At 41.0% G+C, this 18,420-nt stretch carries 14 protein-coding genes and 1 riboswitch; of the genes, 10 read left to right on the forward strand and 4 right to left on the reverse strand.

Features of this window, described 5'->3' with window-relative positions; all coding sequences use genetic code 11:
• The first annotated feature begins 227 nt into the window (after positions 1-227).
• The 3 genes from rsuA (at position 228) to ACRWQM_RS03410 (ending at position 3,565) form a co-directional block, all read left to right on the forward strand.
• Complete coding sequence (rsuA, locus tag ACRWQM_RS03400; RefSeq protein ID WP_434929124.1) at positions 228-920, forward strand: 16S rRNA pseudouridine(516) synthase RsuA; 693 nt, start codon at positions 228-230, stop codon at positions 918-920.
• A 260-nt stretch (positions 921-1,180) separates the two neighbouring features.
• The gene (locus ACRWQM_RS03405) at positions 1,181-1,414 is read left to right on the forward strand and encodes a cytochrome c3 family protein (RefSeq protein WP_226413640.1); all 234 of its coding nucleotides are present in this window, start codon (positions 1,181-1,183) and stop codon (positions 1,412-1,414) included.
• Positions 1,415-1,702: 288 nt separating this feature from the next.
• On the forward strand, positions 1,703-3,565 hold the full coding sequence (locus ACRWQM_RS03410; RefSeq protein ID WP_434931278.1) for a methyl-accepting chemotaxis protein: 1,863 nt from the start codon (positions 1,703-1,705) through the stop codon (positions 3,563-3,565).
• A 229-nt stretch (positions 3,566-3,794) separates the two neighbouring features.
• Here ACRWQM_RS03410 and rpiA read toward each other — a convergent pair whose 3' ends face one another.
• Genes rpiA through ACRWQM_RS03425 form a run of 3 tightly spaced genes read right to left on the reverse strand, consistent with a single transcriptional unit; the run spans position 3,795 to position 6,582 of the window.
• Positions 3,795-4,457 carry a ribose-5-phosphate isomerase RpiA gene (rpiA, locus tag ACRWQM_RS03415; RefSeq protein ID WP_434927015.1) on the reverse strand — a complete coding sequence of 221 codons (663 nt, stop codon included), beginning with the start codon at positions 4,455-4,457 and terminating at the stop codon, positions 3,795-3,797.
• A 37-nt stretch (positions 4,458-4,494) separates the two neighbouring features.
• Positions 4,495-5,319, reverse strand: a complete 825-nt coding sequence (locus tag ACRWQM_RS03420; protein WP_434931279.1) for a mechanosensitive ion channel family protein — start codon at positions 5,317-5,319, stop codon at positions 4,495-4,497.
• A gap of 21 nt (positions 5,320-5,340) precedes the next feature.
• Entirely contained in the window at positions 5,341-6,582 is a 1,242-nt protein-coding gene (locus ACRWQM_RS03425) for a hypothetical protein (RefSeq protein ID WP_434931280.1), read from the reverse strand.
• A 398-nt stretch (positions 6,583-6,980) separates the two neighbouring features.
• Here ACRWQM_RS03425 and pbpG point away from each other — a divergent pair, with 398 nt between their 5' ends.
• From pbpG to ACRWQM_RS03440, 3 genes are all read left to right on the forward strand, one after another.
• Positions 6,981-7,880 carry a D-alanyl-D-alanine endopeptidase gene (gene pbpG, locus ACRWQM_RS03430; RefSeq protein ID WP_434931969.1) on the forward strand — a complete coding sequence of 300 codons (900 nt, stop codon included), beginning with the start codon at positions 6,981-6,983 and terminating at the stop codon, positions 7,878-7,880.
• A gap of 395 nt (positions 7,881-8,275) precedes the next feature.
• The gene (locus ACRWQM_RS03435; protein ID WP_434931970.1) at positions 8,276-8,911 is read left to right on the forward strand and encodes a cupin domain-containing protein; all 636 of its coding nucleotides are present in this window, start codon (positions 8,276-8,278) and stop codon (positions 8,909-8,911) included.
• Between the two features lie 104 nt (positions 8,912-9,015).
• A complete protein-coding gene (locus ACRWQM_RS03440) occupies positions 9,016-10,218 on the forward strand; it encodes a diguanylate cyclase domain-containing protein (protein ID WP_434931281.1) in 1,203 nt (400 codons plus the stop codon).
• Positions 10,219-10,404: 186 nt separating this feature from the next.
• Here the strand turns inward: ACRWQM_RS03440 and metH are convergent, their stop codons facing one another.
• Entirely contained in the window at positions 10,405-14,121 is a 3,717-nt protein-coding gene (metH, locus tag ACRWQM_RS03445; protein WP_434931282.1) for a methionine synthase, read from the reverse strand.
• Between the two features lie 192 nt (positions 14,122-14,313).
• On the opposite strand from metH, the gene ACRWQM_RS03450 reads away from it, so the two are divergent.
• The 4 genes from ACRWQM_RS03450 (at position 14,314) to cobT (ending at position 18,418) form a co-directional block, all read left to right on the forward strand.
• Complete coding sequence (locus tag ACRWQM_RS03450) at positions 14,314-15,069, forward strand: histidine phosphatase family protein (RefSeq protein WP_434931283.1); 756 nt, start codon at positions 14,314-14,316, stop codon at positions 15,067-15,069.
• Positions 15,040-15,188, forward strand: a riboswitch (cobalamin riboswitch). It overlaps the preceding gene by 30 nt.
• Positions 15,189-15,353: 165 nt before the next feature.
• The gene (locus ACRWQM_RS03455) at positions 15,354-16,217 is read left to right on the forward strand and encodes an ABC transporter ATP-binding protein (RefSeq protein ID WP_434931971.1); all 864 of its coding nucleotides are present in this window, start codon (positions 15,354-15,356) and stop codon (positions 16,215-16,217) included.
• On the forward strand, positions 16,214-17,296 hold the full coding sequence (locus ACRWQM_RS03460; RefSeq protein ID WP_434931284.1) for a FecCD family ABC transporter permease: 1,083 nt from the start codon (positions 16,214-16,216) through the stop codon (positions 17,294-17,296). Before ACRWQM_RS03455 ends, ACRWQM_RS03460 begins: the two co-directional genes overlap by 4 nt.
• Positions 17,297-17,371: 75 nt before the next feature.
• On the forward strand, positions 17,372-18,418 hold the full coding sequence (gene cobT / locus ACRWQM_RS03465; protein ID WP_434931285.1) for a nicotinate-nucleotide--dimethylbenzimidazole phosphoribosyltransferase: 1,047 nt from the start codon (positions 17,372-17,374) through the stop codon (positions 18,416-18,418).
• Positions 18,419-18,420 lie beyond the last annotated feature (2 nt).

An 18,420-nucleotide genomic window follows, 5' to 3' on the forward strand; every position in this document is an offset into this window, starting at 1 on the left:
TCTTGTCAGGTTTTGAGTGCCAAAGTATTTCTTTGAATTGACTGCTGACTTATTGTTGTGACAGCTATGTTAAGGGGTTGTCGGCTAATAATACAAGCGTTCTCTGGGGGTTTTAGTGTGGTTTTTTGTGACTAGGTGTAACGAAAAGTACGATTTACTCGGCTGTTATTTCTATTTTTAACTTAAGACCGCATAATATGAACAAATTAAAGCAGTGAGTATTGATTGTGCGTTTAGACAAATTTATTTGTGAGAGTACCGAACTGACCCGTACTATGGCGAAAAAAGCACTTCACCGAAGTGATGTTACCTGTGATGGTGTCATTATAAAAGATTCGGGATTTCAAGTGACAGAAAAAACAGTGGTTTGTTTAGATGGCCAAGTGATTTCTGTGGTAGGTGAACGATATATCATGTTGCACAAGCCAGTGGACACTATTTGTTCGACTATTGATGAAGTTTATCCTTCGGTGTTGAGCCTAATGGATATCGAAAAAATCGATACCTTGCACATTGCTGGAAGGCTAGATGCTGACACCACAGGTTTAGTATTGATCACTAGTGATGGTCAGTGGTCTCATAAAATAACCTCACCTAAAAAAGATTGTGGTAAGCGTTATTTAGTCGAATTAGCTGATCCCATTACTGAAGATTTAGTGGCTGTTTTTGCCAGTGGTATTGCACTGCGTAATGAGGATGGGTTAACTAAACCTGCTATTTTAGAGCTTATTACCCCACAACAGGTGCGCTTGACAATTAGCGAAGGCAAATATCATCAAGTTAAACGCATGTTTGCCGCAGTTGGTAATAAAGTGGTTAATTTACACCGTGAGTGTGTTGGCCAAATTGAACTAGACCCAGAGTTAGTGCCCGGAGATTGGCGCTACTTAACACAAGAAGAAGTGGACTCCATCCATTAATTTACGATTTAGATATCCAAGTGGTAAATAGCTTGGTGGTAATTTTTTTGGTTGAAAATCGTGCAGAAACCTATAGCTTTGCTAAAGTTGATTCAGATTGTAAAAATAACGCTTAAAATTTGATGTTGTTAGCATTTTTGATAATCTTTTTTGAAATATAAACTAAAATAGTGGTTAATACACTTATTAAACGCGTGCAGTAAATGTTGAGCTTTGGAACGCATAATACTGATCTGCGCCTAAATGACTTAGGAGTATATATGAAATATTCAATTTTATTTGCTGCACTATTTTTTGCTGGTTCAGCTGCTGCAGTTGACTGTGTTGAGTGTCATGAAAGTATCGACGTTGCTATGCATACTGAAAATGAAGCAACCTTAGCTGTTTGTGCTGATTGTCATGCTATTGGTGATGCGCATGAAATAGACATGGAAATGCACAGCCCTGAACTGACAATGAAAGAATGTACTGATTGCCACCAAATGGAAAAATAAGCTTAGTATTTGTGCAAGCATTGGGCTTTTAGCATAATAGTGATGAATTAAGGTCTTCTTCGGAAGGCCTTTTTTTATGATTTTTTGGCTGTAAATGTCGATAAAAGCATTTAGGTTTAATGTCATATGCCGATAATAATTGAATGGTAATTTTTTTGTAAAGAATATTTAGCTTAATTTTTGGCTTAATTTTTGGCTTAATTTTTGGCTTAATTTTTAGTTTATTTATTAGCTTACTTACATAATAACGACTATATATTAACTATTAAAATGAAAAAAGGATGCGCTATGTTAATCCGATCTAAGCTTCTGTTGAGTGCAGCCGTATCGATCTCGGCACTTGTTGCTATGTTTGCATTACAACAATATTCCATCAACGTACAACAGCAGCTGGCATTGGCAACAACCAGTGTAATGGAAATTGAAAAAGAAATTTATCAACTGAGAAAAGAAGAAAAAGATTTTTTAGACAGATTGGATGTCGTATATCTTGAAAAACATCAACAGAATTTCGCAGACCTAAATGTATTGTTTGAGCGTGTTGAAGAAGTGCTAAATGCTCGCAATATCCCACTTTCGGCTTTAAATGGCTTAAAAGACAGTGTCCAGACTTATAAATCGACATTTAACGATGTTGTGGTGCTGCAAAAAGAAATAGGCTTAACCCCTAAAACAGGTCTGTATGGTCAGCTAAGAGAAGCTGTTCATAATGTGGAATCTATCTTAAGCAGCAATGAAGAAAATGGATTACTTGTTATCATGTTACAACTTCGCCGTAATGAAAAAGATTTCATGTTGCGCCGCGATCCTAAATATATAGACTCGTTTAAATCTTATATTAGTCAGTTTAAGCAAGCGGTAAATAGTTCGTATTTAGCCTCTGGAACCAAAGATGAGTTACAGGCGAGTATTGACCAATATCAGGCTGACTTTCAGGCCTTAGTGAGTAAAGAGCAAGAATTTGGCTTGACTGAAGTTGACGGTAAAATGAAGGTGTTACGCGATGCTATTTATAAAACCGATGACGATAGTAAAGCGTTAAAAGAACAAACTTTAGCTGAAATTAATCAAGCAGAAGAAAATGGCATATATTTAGGCGGCAGTATTTTCTTATTGATTACCCTGGCTTTGTCGATATCCACTTATTATATTATTCGCAGCATTATTACCCCCGTTGAAAATATTACCCGCGTAATTGCCAGTATTGAGCAATCTAAAGATTTAACCCTGCGTTGTGATGACTCAGGGGATGATGAGTTATCACGAATTGCGACTCATTTTAATAGTATGGTGGGAGCATTTCAAAGTTTGATTGAGCAAGTCAATGAAGCTGTTGATGCAATGAATACTTCCTGCCAGGAGCTATCTAATAATGCCTCTTTAGCATCAGAAGGTGTGTTAAGGCAGCTGAATGAAACTGACATGGTTGCAACCGCCATTACTGAAATGGGCGCCACAATTGATGAAATTGCTAATAACACTGAATTAGCCGCATTAAAAGCCAGCCAAACCCACGATAACGCAAAGAGTGGTCAAATTGGTGTAGAAGAAACGATAGCAAAAATTCAACTACTTGCCAGTCAGCTTAATGATTCAGCTAAAGTGGTTCGCGAGCTCGAGCAGGACAGTAAGACTATTGGCAGTGTATTAGATGTTATCCGAGGAATTGCAGAGCAAACTAACTTACTGGCACTTAATGCAGCAATTGAAGCTGCTAGAGCAGGGGAACAAGGTCGCGGTTTTGCGGTTGTTGCAGATGAGGTTAGAAGTTTAGCGATGCGAACCCAAGAGTCTACCGAGGAGATTGCCGGTATTATTACTACCTTGCAAACACGGACTCGCTCTATTGTACAGTTAATGGAAACTAGCCAGCGCCAAGGTGCAGAAAGTGCTGACCAAGCTGCAAGTGCGGGTTCATTGCTACGCTTAATTAACGAAGATGTGACTAATATTATGGACATGAGCACTCAAATCGCTGCCGCAATTGAGGAGCAAAGCATGGTGGCTGCTGAGGTTAATAAAAACGTGGTGGTTATTCGTGACATAGCTGATGAGTCTTCGCATGCTTCAGAAGAGAATGCTGCAGCATCAGAGGATTTGCGTATTCGCGCAGCTGGTCTGCATAAATCAGTGAGTATGTTTAAAGTCTAAAAATACTTTGATGTGTTGGACATGGTTATTAGTATCTGTAGCTCAGTAATGAATTAGCTATTTCTATACTTTTTCTCAGGGGCTGCAGCTATTACATCTTGTATGCGCAGGTGCTAGATAAATAAAAACCTAACTTAGCGAGTTAGGTTTTTTATTGGACGAGAATGCTGCTTTAGTCTTTGAAGTAGCTAAAAAATAACTATATCAAACGTAGCAATATCGAAAGCTGTTACTTTGAAGTGACAGTGTTAACGCCTTCAGGTGTGCCGACTAGCAATACATCTGCGCCACGGTTAGCAAACAAGCCATTAGTCACAACGCCGACTATGGCATTAATTTTAGTTTCCATGACTTTAGGATCTAAAATTTTCATGTTGTGTACATCTATAATCACATTACCATTATCGGTCACTACACCTTGACGATATTCAGGATCACCGCCTAATTTAACTAATTCACGTGCCACATATGAGCGCGCCATCGGGATAACTTCTACCGGTAGCGGGAAGTCGCCTAATATCGATACTTGTTTAGTGTTATCAACAATACAAATGAATTTTTTGGCTACTGCGGCAACAATTTTTTCACGGGTTAAAGCTGCACCACCGCCCTTAATCATATCCATACGGTCGTTAATTTCATCGGCGCCATCGACATAAACGGCTATGTCTGCAACATTGTTTAGATCAAATACCTCAATGCCTAATTGTTTCATTTTTGCTGTTGATGCTTCCGAGCTTGAAACCGCGCCTTTAATATCATCTTTCATTGTTGCTAGTGCATCAATAAAGTGATTAACCGTTGAGCCTGTACCTACACCTACAATGGTATCTCTTTCGACATATTTTAATGCAGCCCAGCCGGCCGCTTTTTTCATTTCATCTTGAGTCATTAGGCAATTCCATTAGTTGTTTTTAACATTATCTCGATTATAACGTAACCTGCGGCGAAATTATTTGCTTGTCGTCATAAAAATGCGCATCTTTAAAAGCATCTAACACTCTTACATTGATATCACTGATGAACTTTCTCTCTAAGCGTACATCCATTACATAAGCTTTTATGGTAATGGTTTGCATATGCTGCCCATAGGATAAATCTGTCCCTAATATGATCCTGATGGGTTTATTTAAAAAGGTGTAAGGTGAGCATTGTGTAGCTTCTTTGGCGAGGGCTATGGCTTGTTTATGATCGGCGTGCAAAGGTAAATTAAAACTGATTACAACCATTTCATCTAGGGCGCCGCTATTGGCATTTGATACGGCATTTTTTAATACCTCAGCATTAGGCACCATGATGGTGTTGTCATCAAAGGTTCGCAGCCAGGTTACGCTCCATTCAAGTTTTATTACTTCGCCATAATGGCCTGCGAGCGAGACCATATCACCCACTCGATAGGGGGGATTTAACATAATAATGAAGCCAGCAATCATATTTTTTGCCGGTTCTTGAGTCGCTAAACCGATAACTATACTGATTGAACCTATCATAGCTAACACTACATTTTGGTGAGGTGCGATAATTCCTGCAGTAGTATAAATTATTACGCAGCCCCAAATAAATAAGCGGATAAACGGGTAAAGTCGTCCCCAGAATAATCGATATTTTGGCAGCTTTATGGTGAGTTTATCTAAACTGATTTTTATTACATTCAATAGCGCCCAGGCAAAAAAGCATATTAATAAAATTAAGGCTATTTTCTCTAATGAGATGATGCTAATTAGCGACTGTAATGCGTCTGTTGTTGATTCCATACCTATTCTCTTTGGTAATGATTAGAAGCTAAAAAGTTTGTTGTGATTAAGCAGGTGCGTGGCGACTATTTTACTCAGTACTGGTGGTATTTGATAAAAGTGTCGCGCAAAATCACTTTCACAGTATTGTGTTATCAATAGACCTTGCCTGCTGAGAAACTCCAATTTTAACGAGCTTTCTTCGATAGACATGTTGAAAATAATGCTTAAATGTTCAACGGTTAATCCGCCATGAACATAAATTTCTGCGAGTGCAAAGAGTGATTCTTCATCTAAACTTTTTAGTGCGTGGGTGTCGATAGTGAAAATATCTTTTGAGTTGAGATCGCTAAGTTTAGATACCTTATGCTCATCAATAGATTGCTTTAAAATGAATAAAGCGAGCCTAGGCTGGCCTTGGCAGATTTTCATTAAGGTTTTGGTGTGGGACTCTAGGGCGTTTAACTCTATGGTGAGAGCTGAATCGCCTTCATTCTCTTGTGTGTTATTGCTTTCATGCGGTAAATTTATACCCATATCAGGTAAGTAAAGCGTAAGAAATGTGGTTAATTCAGTCTGAGTAAAATACTTAAGCTGAACGACGGTTTTAATAAAATGAGTAATTTGATATTGCGAAGAGAGTCTTTGCCATACATAGGTTTCACACCCCATAATCCAGCAATGCCTTTGCCTGGTTTCCATTAATATAGTCGCTAATGTTACCAAAGCTTGATAACTGCCCATTCGGCGCTGCATTAATCGATGAATGTCATCCAGGAAAATAATATGTTGAGGCTGTGCATTGATTAATCTAATGGCTTCTGTAATTGATTGGGGCTCATTTTGGATATCAAAACAATCATATAAAGTGGCGATAGCTTCTTTTGAAGACAGCGGCGCTTTACAGAAGCTAAGCCATAATAGTGGCTCAGACTCCGGTTGCCCGCGAATAATATTCTGAATAAAAGTACTGACACCTGCTCCAAAAGGGGCAATGATCGCGCTCAATTCACCTTGGTTATCACGCCATAACTCAATGGCGTTGTTGATTTGATCTATAGCTTGTTCTCGCCCGATGACATGGTAAATATCAGTATTTACTGAATAAGAGATCTGTTGTTTGAGCGGGCTTCTAAGTCCATGGTGTCGATAGGTTTGCGCAATGGCTTTTAAGGATAATGTATTTGTCGGCTCTGACTCTTGCTCTGTAGCTGCACTATTAGGGTTGATGTAGGTTAGAAATTGTTGCCACTTACCAAGAAGTGCATCGATAGTCATTGCCATAATGTTATCCATTTGATCAAGCCATTAGTAAGCAGCATCTGATCCAACCTCTAAAAAGTAAATCGAATTAACAGGTATAACGTTTTTCATTACGTCAGAATAAGTACTATAACAGTAAATTAACGCTGGCATAGAGTGCTAGTTGTGATTGTTATTATTACCAATTTACTGTGATTATAGGTTATTACTGCTGGCAAGTATGATTAATAAATGAGTATAGCTATCTTAATGACCAATCGATAACGGTTTAGCAGATAACACAATGTCATGACCCCGTAGGCTATTTGTTCATGAAAAGTGAAGTTAAAGCGCTACTTTCGTATGAATTGACTCGCTGATTAATCATCGTTTAGCGTATACTTAATTTTTATTTTTTTATTGAAAAATTAACCTTGATGATGCCATTCAAATCTGCTTTTTCGACACTGTTATTATTAGCTAGCTTAACCCATCAGGCTTATGCAGCAACAGGCGTTGCGTCTTCTCAACAACAAGAGCTAGCTGCGGGTAGTGCTATGCTGGTGGACCTTAACACTAATGAAGTTTTATATTCGAGTAATATTAATCATCAAGTACCGATAGCATCAGTGACTAAGTTGATGACTGCAATGGTGGTGTTAGATGCTAAATTACCGTTAGATGAAATGATTACTGTAGATATTCACCAAGCTCCAATTATGCGTAATGTCTACTCCAGAGTGCGAGTCGGCAGTGAAGTTAGCCGTGAAACCATGATGCTGATGACTTTAATGTCTTCAGAGAATCGTGCAGCGACAGCGCTTGCCCATCATTATCCTGGTGGCTACTTTGCTTTTATTGATGCAATGAATGCCAAAGCGAAAGCATTGGGTATGGAGCAAACTCGTTATGCAGAGCCAACAGGTTTATCGGCTGATAACGTCTCCAGTGCAAAGGATTTGGTTATTTTGCTACAGGAAAGTCAAAAATATCCTTTATTGGGCAAGTTAAGTTCAACTGAGAAAAAACACATTATTTTCAATAAGCCAAGATACAATCTTGACTTCCAGAATACCAACAAGTTGGTATTTAAAGACGGTTGGAATATCGCGCTAACTAAGACTGGCTATACCAGCAAAGCCGGTCATTGCTTAATTATGCTGACCGAAATGAATAAGCGAAAAGTCGCGTTTGTGGTGCTTGATACCTTTGGCAAATATACCCATATAGCAGATGCTAGCCGTCTTAAAAAATGGTTAGAAACGGGTAAAGTAACCCCAATTCCTGCATCGGCTAAGGCATATAAACAACAAAAGCAATTGGCCAAATCTAATAGCTAAACATCAGTAGCTAAAGTCCAAAAGTGGGTGGTTGAGCATTTTATAATGGGCACATTTAGTTGACCTGTTAAGCATTGCCGCTACGACAGTTTATTAACTAGGTTTTGTCGTAAGCCTTAATTTGTGGTGACCTTATAATATTGCATTATTGGGTGAAAGCATTTTAAGGCTCTCATTATTTATCGGCCTGGTAAATTAAATTAATACTTATATTTCATTAAAATACACCTAAAAGTACCTAGGTGTCACAATTGTACCTGCTTGTTTTCTTGTTTAATCAATCTATTATAACCACATAGTGTGAATGAGGAACCGTAATGCAAAGTAGTAATTCTAACGATGTTGATATCCCAGAGATTAATCCTTTAAAGTCGATAAAAAGTGACTCAATTAACATGGACTTTAACCAACGTGTGGTTATTGATACTAATCAATTGGGCTGGGATAAAAGCCCCGCGAAGGGCGTGTGGCGTAAGCGTCTTGCTAGAGAAGAAGCTGAGCAAGGCCATGCAACCAGTATTGTAAAATATGATGCGGGTGCCAGTTTTTCATCACATCCACACCCATTAGGCGAGGAAATTCTGGTTTTATCTGGCGTGTTTTCTGATGAAACTGGCGATTATCCAGCGGGCACATACATTCGCAATCCCGAAGGTTTTAGTCACGCCCCTTTTAGTTTACAGGGCTGTGAATTACTGGTTAAGTTGCATCAGTTTCAACCATCAGATTTAAAGCAAGTTCGTATCGACACTCAACACGCGCCTTGGTTACCGGGCCAAGGTCAGTTGCAAGTAATGCCGTTACATCAGCATCTAACTGAATCCAGTGCGTTAGTTTTTTGGCCTGCAGGATGTCAATTTCAACCACATCGTCATTTTGGTGGTGAAGAAATATATGTTATCAGTGGCGAGTTTATTGATGAGCACGGCCATTATCCTGCTGGGACCTGGCTACGCAGTCCACACTTAAGTCAGCACAATCCCTATGTTGAACAGGATACGGTTATTTGGGTCAAAACAGGGCATTTATAACGGATATAACGCGTCATTTGTGATAAATATTAGTTTGTTGCTTTTAAAGTATTATTTTTAACGATATATTAACTTAACATGCATATTTAGGATGTAATTTAGCAATGGATGCTTTTACTCTTCACGTATCAACCGCAATAGTCAGTGCGATGATGGCTATCAGTTTACTGGCATTTTATGTTGTTGGTCATCGCCAGCGCAGCTTAATAGATTGGAGCATAGCTGGTGGATTATTTTTTGTCAGCAGTTGCATTGGCTTACTTTCTTACTTTTTACCTATTCCCTATTGGCTTGGCCCTAGCTTAGCTAATGCATGTTATATATTAGCTCATCTTGGTTTACTTGCCGGTATCAGACGGCAGCTTCAGCTTACCCCTCAGTGGCCATCAATGATATTGATCGCTGTAATTGTGTTTTTAATGCATTACGTTCCAGGCTTTTTAGAGTCACTGACATCTAGGTTGCTTTATATATATCCTTTGTTAATGCTTATTAATATCTGTACTGTTTTGACCATTATATTGGCGGCTAAATCTAGAAAGCTTCACGCTATTTATTACCCTTTTTTGTTTGCTGAATTGATATTTTTTGGACAACAATTTGTTCGGTTTATATTTGTAGCTTTTGATAAACAATTAACCTTAAGTGCTGCGGGGAATCGCGTTTTACAATCGTCGGGCACTTTGGCTGTGTTCACTTTTTTAATCTTGATAACATTATCGTGTTGTTTAATTGTATATCGTCAACAACAACTCAAATTGCAAGATGTGACTCAGGTTGATCCATTAACAGGGTTGTTAAATCGCCAAGCTTTACACCATCGAGCCAAACAAGTTTTTGAGTTAGGTCTTTATCAAAATGCCCCCATGGCCATTATGATTGTTGAGATTGATTCACTACCTCATATAAGTGAAAAATATGGCTACGGTGGTAGTGATAGTGTTGTTAAGCATGTCGCCAGTGTTTTAGAGTTTACGGCTCATATTAATAGCGGAATTTTTAGACATCATGATAATAAGTTTGTCTTGTTGTTTGAAGAGACTTCAACGGATCAATTGCAACGGTTAACCGTTAGATTAAAAGAGAAAGTGGCTAATTTAGTCATTAAACCATTGCACGATGACCAGAGAGTTAATATCAACATTGGTTTTGCGATGCAGTCAGACAATGACCATAGTTGGCAAATATTAATGCAACAAGCAGAACGTGTCTTGAAGCAACCCATTCAGCAAGTTAATACTTCTCAGACCGCTAGTTTGCAAGAGTTGAATGTCGATAGATTTGGTTTTATTGCGCAACAGAATTAGCCTAGTTTAATGCTCTCTGCTAGTCTATCCAGGTATTGTTATAACTTAGATAGTTCGTTTGATAAACATTACCGTTTCAATTATTCGATGATTGATCAATAGTGAAATAATAGCAGGCCTGTGTATCGGCCTGCTATGAGTAACTTTTGGGAGTAAAGAGGGCTGTTTAAGGATATAAAGTAATAATTACTCTGTATCGTAGTCAAGTACAGGTGATAACCAACGCTCGGCTTCGGCTAAGCTCATGCCTTTACGTTTGGCATAATCTTCTACTTGGTCTTTACCAATGTTAGTGACCCCAAAATAGCGGGATTTCGGATGGGCAAAGTACCAACCGGATACTGCAGCTGTGGGGAACATCGCATAACTTTCGGTAATGTTTAAACCAATGGTTTCATCGGGTTTAAGTAAATCCCACAATAGGCCTTTTTCAGTATGATCAGGGCACGCCGGATAACCTGGTGCTGGGCGTATACCTTTGTATTTCTCACGAATGATGGATTCGTTATCTAGTACTTCATCAGCCGCATATCCCCAAAACTCTTTGCGTACCCGCTCATGCATGCGTTCAGCAAACGCTTCAGCTAAGCGATCTGCAAGGCATTTAAGCATAATGGCATTGTAGTCATCGTGATTGGCTTCAAAGCGTGCCACATGCTCATCAATGCCATGACCCGCAGTGACGGCAAAGCCACCCATGTAATCTGCGACACCAGAATCTTTTGGCGCAACAAAGTCCGATAAACAGAAGTTGTCGTTGCCAACTCGATCTAATTGCATACGCAAGTGATGAGTAGTCATTTCTACTGTGGTTCGGCTTTCATCGGTATACAGTTCAATATCGTCATGGTTGACTGTATTCGCAGGGAATAAACCTATTACCGCTTTAGCCGTTAGCCACTTTTCACTGATGATGGTTTCAAGCATGGCTTTACCATCAACAAATAATTTTCGCGCTTCTTCACCGACGACTTTATCCTCTAAAATATCTGGATAGCGGCCGTGAAGTTCCCAGCTTCTAAAGAATGGTGTCCAATCGATACGCTCGACTAAATCTTCCAGTGGATAATCATCAAAGACCTGGCGGCCTAACACATTTGGCGTGAATGGCGTGTAGTTTTGCCAATCATGTTTACAGCGATTTTCGCGGGCAACCTCAATTGGCACAATGGTTTTACGTTTAGTTTGCGATAAACGTTTTTCACGCATGACGTCATATTCGGCATATTCTGCATCAATAGTCGCCTGGCGTGTTTCATTGTTAATCAGCTTAGAAACCATAGGCACTGCGCGCGAGGCATCGGCAATATAAATGGCGCCGTGCGGATAATGTGGCGCAATTTTTACCGCCGTGTGAATTTTAGAACATGTCGCTCCGCCAATAATGGCTGGAATGGTCAGGCCTTCACGGTGGAAGGTTTTGACGTTATGTACCATTTCATCAAGGCTTGGGGTAATTAAGCCTGACATGCCAATGATATCGATATTATGCTCTTTCACCGCTTCAAGAATTTTATCAACCGATACCATCACGCCCAAGTCAACCACTTCATAACCGTTACAAGCCAAGACAACGCCAACAATATTTTTACCAATATCATGCACATCACCTTTAACCGTCACCATTAAGATACGGCCGTTTGATTGGCCTTCAACTTTTTCTAGTTCAATATACGGGTTTAAAAAAGCAACTGCTTTTTTCATCACTCGAGCGGATTTAACCACTTGTGGCAAGAACATTTTACCAGCACCAAATAAGTCGCCGACCACATTCATGCCGTCCATCAGCGGCCCTTCAATAACATCAAGTGGACGTGCTGCTTGAAGCCTTGCTGCTTCGGTGTCTTCATCAATAAATTCTGTGATACCTTTGACTAAGGCATGCGATAAACGTTTCTCTACTGGCCAACTGCGCCATGCTAAATCTTCTTTTTTAGCCACTTGAGTGCCGTCGCCACGGTACTTTTCAGCCACATCTAATAATTGTTCAGTGTTGGTTGAATCAGCAACCGGGCAGGGCCGGTTCTGAACAACGTTTTCGACCTTTTCTTTTAAATCGGCATCAATGTCATCATAAATGGCTAGTTGCCCAGCGTTAACAATGCCCATGTCCATACCCGCTTGAATCGCATGGTATAAGAACACCGCATGAATCGCTTCACGTACAGGGTTGTTGCCACGGAATGAAAATGACACGTTTGACACACCGCCAGAAATCATCGCATAGGGTAAGGTGGCTTTAATGTCTTTAATTGATTCGATAAAATCGACCGCATAATTGTCGTGCTCATCTATACCGGTAGCAATAGCAAAAATGTTCGGGTCAAAAATAATGTCTTCAGGGGGAAAGCCGACCACATCAACTAACAAACGATAGGCACGGGTACAAATTTGGGTTTTACGCTCACGGGTATCGGCTTGGCCGTCTTCATCAAAGGCCATCACTATGGCTGCCGCGCCGTAGCGTTTGACTAACGTAGCCTGTTTGATAAAGGCTTCTTCGCCTTCTTTCATCGAAATAGAGTTAACGATAGACTTGCCTTGAACACACTTAAGGCCGGCTTCAATCACTTCCCATTTTGATGAGTCGATCATAATCGGTACGCGGGAAATATCGGGCTCTGAAGCGATTAAGTTTAAGAACTTTTTCATCGACTCGGCACCGTCTAGCATGCCCTCATCCATGTTGACGTCGATGATTTGTGCGCCATTTTCAACTTGTTCGCGCACCACATCTAAGGCTTCTTCAAACTTTTCTTCTTTAATGAGGCGTAAGAATTTAGCTGAGCCGGTGACGTTGGCTCGTTCGCCGACGTTAACAAAGAGTGAGTTACCATCAATGGTTAATGGCTCTAATCCTGATAGGCGACAAGCCACCGGAATATCAGGAATTTGGCGCGGCTCATGATTGATCACTGATTCTCGTATTGTTTTGATGTGATCAGGGGTACTACCACAACATCCGCCTACAATATTCAGCATGCCTTCACGGGCCCAATCACTAATGATTTCGGCCATTTCCTCTGGAGTTTCATCGTAACCGCCAAACTCGTTTGGTAAACCTGCGTTTGGGTGAGCAGACACAAAACATTCAGCAATACGGGATAACTCTTCTACATAAGGGCGCAGTTCTTTTGGGCCTAATGCACAGTTAAGACCGATAGATAACGGCTTGATATGACGCAGTGAATTGTAAAAACCTTCAGTGGTTTGGCCGGTCAATGTGCGACCAGATGCATCGGTAATTGTGCCTGAAATCATTACTGGCAAGCGATCGCCAAGTTGATCAAATACTTTCTCAATGGCAAATAAGGCGGCTTTGGCGTTCAAGGTATCAAAGATGGTTTCAACCATAATGATGTCGGCGCCGCCTTCAATTAAGGCTGTGGTTGACTCAACATAAGCATCAACTAACTCATCAAAGCTAACGTTACGAAAGCTAGGGTCGTTTACATCTGGGCTGATTGAGCAGGTGCGATTGGTTGGACCAAGCACACCCGCTACATAGCGGGCATAACCCGTTTGCGCGGCCACTTCATCGGCTGCTTCGCGTGCAACCCGGGCACCTTCTAAATTAATTTCAGCCGATAGCGACTGCATATCGTAGTCAGCCATAGCAATGGTGGTAGCGTTAAAGGTGTTGGTTTCAATAATGTCAGCACCGGCTAGCAGATACTTAGTATGAATATCTTTAATGATTTGACGTTGGCTAAGGACCAACATGTCATTGTTGCCTTTGACGTCGCAATGCCAGTCTTTAAATCTGTCACCACGGTAATCTTCTTCTTCCAACTTGTAGTCTTGGATCATGGTACCCATAGCACCATCGAGAATGACAATTCGCTCTTTTAGCGTGTTTGTCAGTTGTTCAAGCACTTGACTGTAGGAAGTTGACTTGGTCATAACGGATTACCTTTTTAATGCAGTGGCACGTTAACTTAATCGTGACATATTTATCTAACTAGCTATTTTATTGAGAGTTAATGGGTAAATAATGAATAGCTGGCTCTCAACAAACAGAATTTTGTTTGGACATTTATACGTATAGACGTCCATAATACGCGAGTTGTTATCTTCAGGGCAAGGCAGAAAACCATGAAACATCTTCAATTGGTATTCCTGCGCCATGGTCACTGCCTTGGCGGTGATATCCTGCGCGGTAAAACAGATGTAGCCTTGTCTGAGCAAGGTCAAATACAAATGCAACAAGCTTTTAATAGCTTAGCGCTATGCCCTGCTATTGTGTATTCATCCCCGTTGAGGCGTTGCGCTGTGTTTAGTGACCTTATCGCAAAACAACACCAGTTGCCCATAACCCTATTAGACAGTTTACAAGAAATTGATTTTGGCCAATGGGATGGTCAAACCTGGAAGGCATTATATAAGCTACATCAAGCGCAATTAGATGCATACTGGGCAAACCCTTGGCTGCATGACAACACGCCACCAGGAGGTGAGCACTTAGTTGATTTTAGTGCCCGAGTGAAGCAGGTATTAGTGAAAATTATTAGTCAGATGCTGAATTCGATTGACGGTGATGTTCAGGATGAGTCTTTTGCCACTGCAAAATTGACCAATGAAACTCTGATAAGTGAATTACCCAATCAAGCACTTGTTGTGACCCATGGCGGGGTAATGCGTTGCATTATGGCACAACTTTTAGGTGCTGAAGGGCAGGCTGGTGTGTTTACGCAATTACAATTACCCTATGCCGCGTTGATGACAGTTGATGTATTTATTGATGCAGATGACTTACAAATGGCCACACAAGGCAGCTTATGTTTTGAAAAGCTCAGTTTTAGATTGAACTGGCCATCATTAACCACCAAAATAGAGCCGTGTTATATATAGTGCTGAGTATTGGGAATCGGGTAAGCCCGAACTGTCCCCGCAACTGTGATTGTTTGTCCTGCATATTATATGTCTGTGGCCAGCAAAAGTCAGATACCAGCTTGTCACTATTCATTTTTACGCCTGAGCGGGATACTCAGCGGAGCGTGTATGTTTGATCTTGTTCGTGCTTCCCCTATTAGCCATCTAGTTAACTTCGGCTTGTTTATGCTTGGCTTACTTAATCGTAAATCAAGCCATTGTCGAGGGCGTGATTTGTGAGTTCCCAAAGTGTTGAAGCGCTAATGGCCGCTAATTCATCAGCATCGATACCTGCTTTAGTGGTTAATCAGCTGAGTTGGCGACATGATGATACTCAAATTTTAGCTGATATTAGTTTTAGCCTTACAGCCAATAAAATGCTTGGAATTATTGGCCCCAATGGTGCGGGTAAGTCGAGTTTACTGCGCTGTTTATATCGCTACATTACCCCTAGTCGCGGAACAATATCCTTATTTGGTCAAGATATTAGTCAATTTCATGGAAAAGCTTTTGCCACTCAAGTTGCCGTAGTCCAACAAGATACTCCGCAGTTTTTTGATATGAACACCAGCCAGTTAATTGCAATGGGGTTAACACCGCATAAAGGTATGTTTGATGGTTATACGGCTGAAGATAATCAGCTTATTAATGATGCTATCAACAAAGTAGGCTTAACTGATAAAGCATTTTTGCAATATGGCCAATTATCGGGTGGTGAGAAGCAACGTGCTTTGATTGCTCGAGCGATAGTGCAGCGCCCGCAATTACTGATTTTAGATGAGCCAACTAATCATTTAGATATTCGTTATCAAATTCAAATTTTAGAATTAGTGAAAAGTTTAGGTATTACGGTCATTGCGTCTATTCATGATTTAAATCTAGCAAGTGCAATGTGCGACCACCTTTTATTACTCAATAAGGGCCTGCTAGTGGCGCAGGGCTGCCCAACTGAGGTACTAACAGAAGCGCAAATTGGCGACGTATTTGAAGTGTGCTGCGAAGTTAAAAAACATCCGCAACATGCTAAACCGCTGATAAATTATTTTTATGGTTATGTGCCCCAGAAACAGGTGAAAGTGCTTGCTGATAATGGATTAACTTCAAGTGAGTGCGAGGTTCAATCATGAGCCCTGTTAAAGATCACCGTCGCTACCAATTTTTTCTGCTTATATTGGCTATATTGGCAGCAATGAGCCCGATTGCTGCGGCCAGCTTTGGTGCTGCCAGTATCAACTTTACCGATGTGTTATCGGCGATAATTCAACGACTGCCTTGGCAAGATGACTTGGTCTTTCATCCCGCAAGCATTACTGAACGGATTGTATTTGAACTGCGTTTTCCGCGTATTATGCTGGCTTTTGTTGCTGGAGCTGGCTTGGCCTTAGCGGGCAGCGTATTGCAAACAGTTACCCGCAATCCATTAGCCGACCCGTATTTGTTTGGCATTAGTTCTGGTGCATCATTTGGCGCTGTGGTGGTCTTTAGCCTGCTATCAAGCGGCTTATTTGCGCAGGCTGATTTATTAGCGCTTTCTTCTGGGCAACTCGCTTGGTGGAGTTGGCAAAATTTACTCCTGCCTATAGGCGCATTTGCGGGCGCAAGTTTGTCAGTACTGCTGGTGTTGAGTTTGTCTGGTTTAGGACGCAGTAGCCAAATTGAGCGGATGTTGTTATCTGGTGTGGCTACATCATTTTTATTTGGCTCGCTAACGAGTCTAGTGCTGTATTTTTCAAGCCCGCAAGCCACTGCCTCAGTGCTGTTTTGGACATTAGGCAGCTTTGCTAAAGCTAATTGGGCTGGCGTGGTATTACCCAGTGTTATTGTGGCCAGCAGTTTAGTCATTATTTTAGTATTTAAACGTCAAATTGTTGCGCTGCAAGCCGGTGATGAAACCGCGCATACCCTAGGGGTTAATGTCGCCAAACTGCGTTTAAATATGTTGTTATTGTGCTCGTTGATCACCGCCATTTTAGTCGCAAGTTGTGGTGGCATTGGATTTGTTGGTTTGATGATCCCCCATTGTGTGCGTTTACTATTTCCAGGACGCCAGCCTATGGTAGTAACGGCCATGGTAGGTGGGCTGTTTATGGTTTGGATTGATGTTGTCGCTCGTTGTATTTTAGGCAATCAAGAGTTACCAGTAGGTATTATTACCGCAGCCATTGGCAGTGTATTTTTCTTATTTATTCTACGGCACAGGCGCTAATAGCTGAGTTAATAATAGCTTGAGTGTTAATGACGTTTTTTGATGTGTCAGTGATTACCCTGACGAGGAGTGGTTATGTTTACCGTTGTGCCGGTTACTCATCAGTTTGATGCTATGATCCAACATAAGATTGATCAAAAAACTAAACCTCAGGGATCCCTAGGCTTACTGGAAGTATTAGTTAAGCAAATCGCTCAAATACAGTTTTCATGTGATCCTACAGCCACAAAATTACATATTAATCAGCCAGGTTTATTGGTGTTTGCAGGCGACCACGGTATTGCTAAGTACGGCGTGTCTATTGCCCCAAGTGAAGTCACCAGCCAAATGGTGGCTAATTTTGTTCATGGTGGCGCCGCAGTTAACGTTTTTTGTCGGCAAATGGGCTTTAATCTAGAAGTTATAGATGCTGGTGTACTCGCTCCTTTGGGGTTAGATGGGATAACTGAACATCGATTAGGTAATGGTACCGAGGCGATTCATCTAGCACCAGCCATGAGTATTGAGCAAGTCACACAAGGTTTTGAGGCTGCTAGTGAAGTGGTTGAACGACACGTATTGTCCGGTTGTAATGTCATCGCCCTTGGTGAAATGGGTATAGGTAATACCTCATCCGCAGCGGCAATGATGGCGGTGTTACTTGATATAGATGTTGAGCAATGCGTCGGGCGCGGTACAGGTATTGATGACAAGACCTATGCATTGAAAAAATCACTTATCAGCCAGGCATTAATATTACATCGTTCAAGTTTAACTTCTCCCCTGCATATTTTAGCGTGTTTGGGCGGATTTGAAATTGTGCAAATGACTGGGGCTATCTTGGCGGCGGCTGAGCGAAAAATATTAGTGCTAATTGATGGGTTTATCTCTACCGCTGCGGCATTAGTCGCTGTAAGATTACACCCTGCGGCTCGAGACTATTTAGTGTTTGCTCATCAATCAGAAGAACAAGGGCATAAATTAATGCTAGCGCATTTAAATGCTAAGCCTATTTTGTCCCTAGGATTACGTTTAGGGGAAGGAACGGGGGCGGCGTTGGCACTACCCATAGTACAAGCAGCAATCAATTTTTATAATGACATGGCCAGTTTCGAAGATGCTGGTGTTGATAATGTAGTTTAAGG

The organism is Shewanella sp. HL-SH5 (assembly GCF_051163755.1).
Classification (GTDB): Bacteria; Pseudomonadota; Gammaproteobacteria; order Enterobacterales; family Shewanellaceae; genus Shewanella; species Shewanella glacialimarina.

Coding starts and splice junctions, on each gene's coding strand:
- ACRWQM_RS03405 (WP_226413640.1), top strand. CDS start 1,181: ATGAAATATTCAATTTTATTTGCTGCACTATTTTTTGCTGGTTCAGCT.
- ACRWQM_RS03410 (WP_434931278.1), top strand. CDS start 1,703: ATGTTAATCCGATCTAAGCTTCTGTTGAGTGCAGCCGTATCGATCTCG.
- rpiA (WP_434927015.1), bottom strand. CDS start 4,457: ATGACTCAAGATGAAATGAAAAAAGCGGCCGGCTGGGCTGCATTAAAA.
- ACRWQM_RS03420 (WP_434931279.1), bottom strand. CDS start 5,319: ATGGAATCAACAACAGACGCATTACAGTCGCTAATTAGCATCATCTCA.
- ACRWQM_RS03425 (WP_434931280.1), bottom strand. CDS start 6,582: ATGGCAATGACTATCGATGCACTTCTTGGTAAGTGGCAACAATTTCTA.
- pbpG (WP_434931969.1), top strand. CDS start 6,981: ATGCCATTCAAATCTGCTTTTTCGACACTGTTATTATTAGCTAGCTTA.
- ACRWQM_RS03435 (WP_434931970.1), top strand. CDS start 8,276: ATGGACTTTAACCAACGTGTGGTTATTGATACTAATCAATTGGGCTGG.
- ACRWQM_RS03440 (WP_434931281.1), top strand. CDS start 9,016: ATGGATGCTTTTACTCTTCACGTATCAACCGCAATAGTCAGTGCGATG.
- metH (WP_434931282.1), bottom strand. CDS start 14,121: ATGACCAAGTCAACTTCCTACAGTCAAGTGCTTGAACAACTGACAAAC.
- ACRWQM_RS03450 (WP_434931283.1), top strand. CDS start 14,314: ATGAAACATCTTCAATTGGTATTCCTGCGCCATGGTCACTGCCTTGGC.
- ACRWQM_RS03455 (WP_434931971.1), top strand. CDS start 15,354: ATGGCCGCTAATTCATCAGCATCGATACCTGCTTTAGTGGTTAATCAG.
- ACRWQM_RS03460 (WP_434931284.1), top strand. CDS start 16,214: ATGAGCCCTGTTAAAGATCACCGTCGCTACCAATTTTTTCTGCTTATA.
- cobT (WP_434931285.1), top strand. CDS start 17,372: ATGTTTACCGTTGTGCCGGTTACTCATCAGTTTGATGCTATGATCCAA.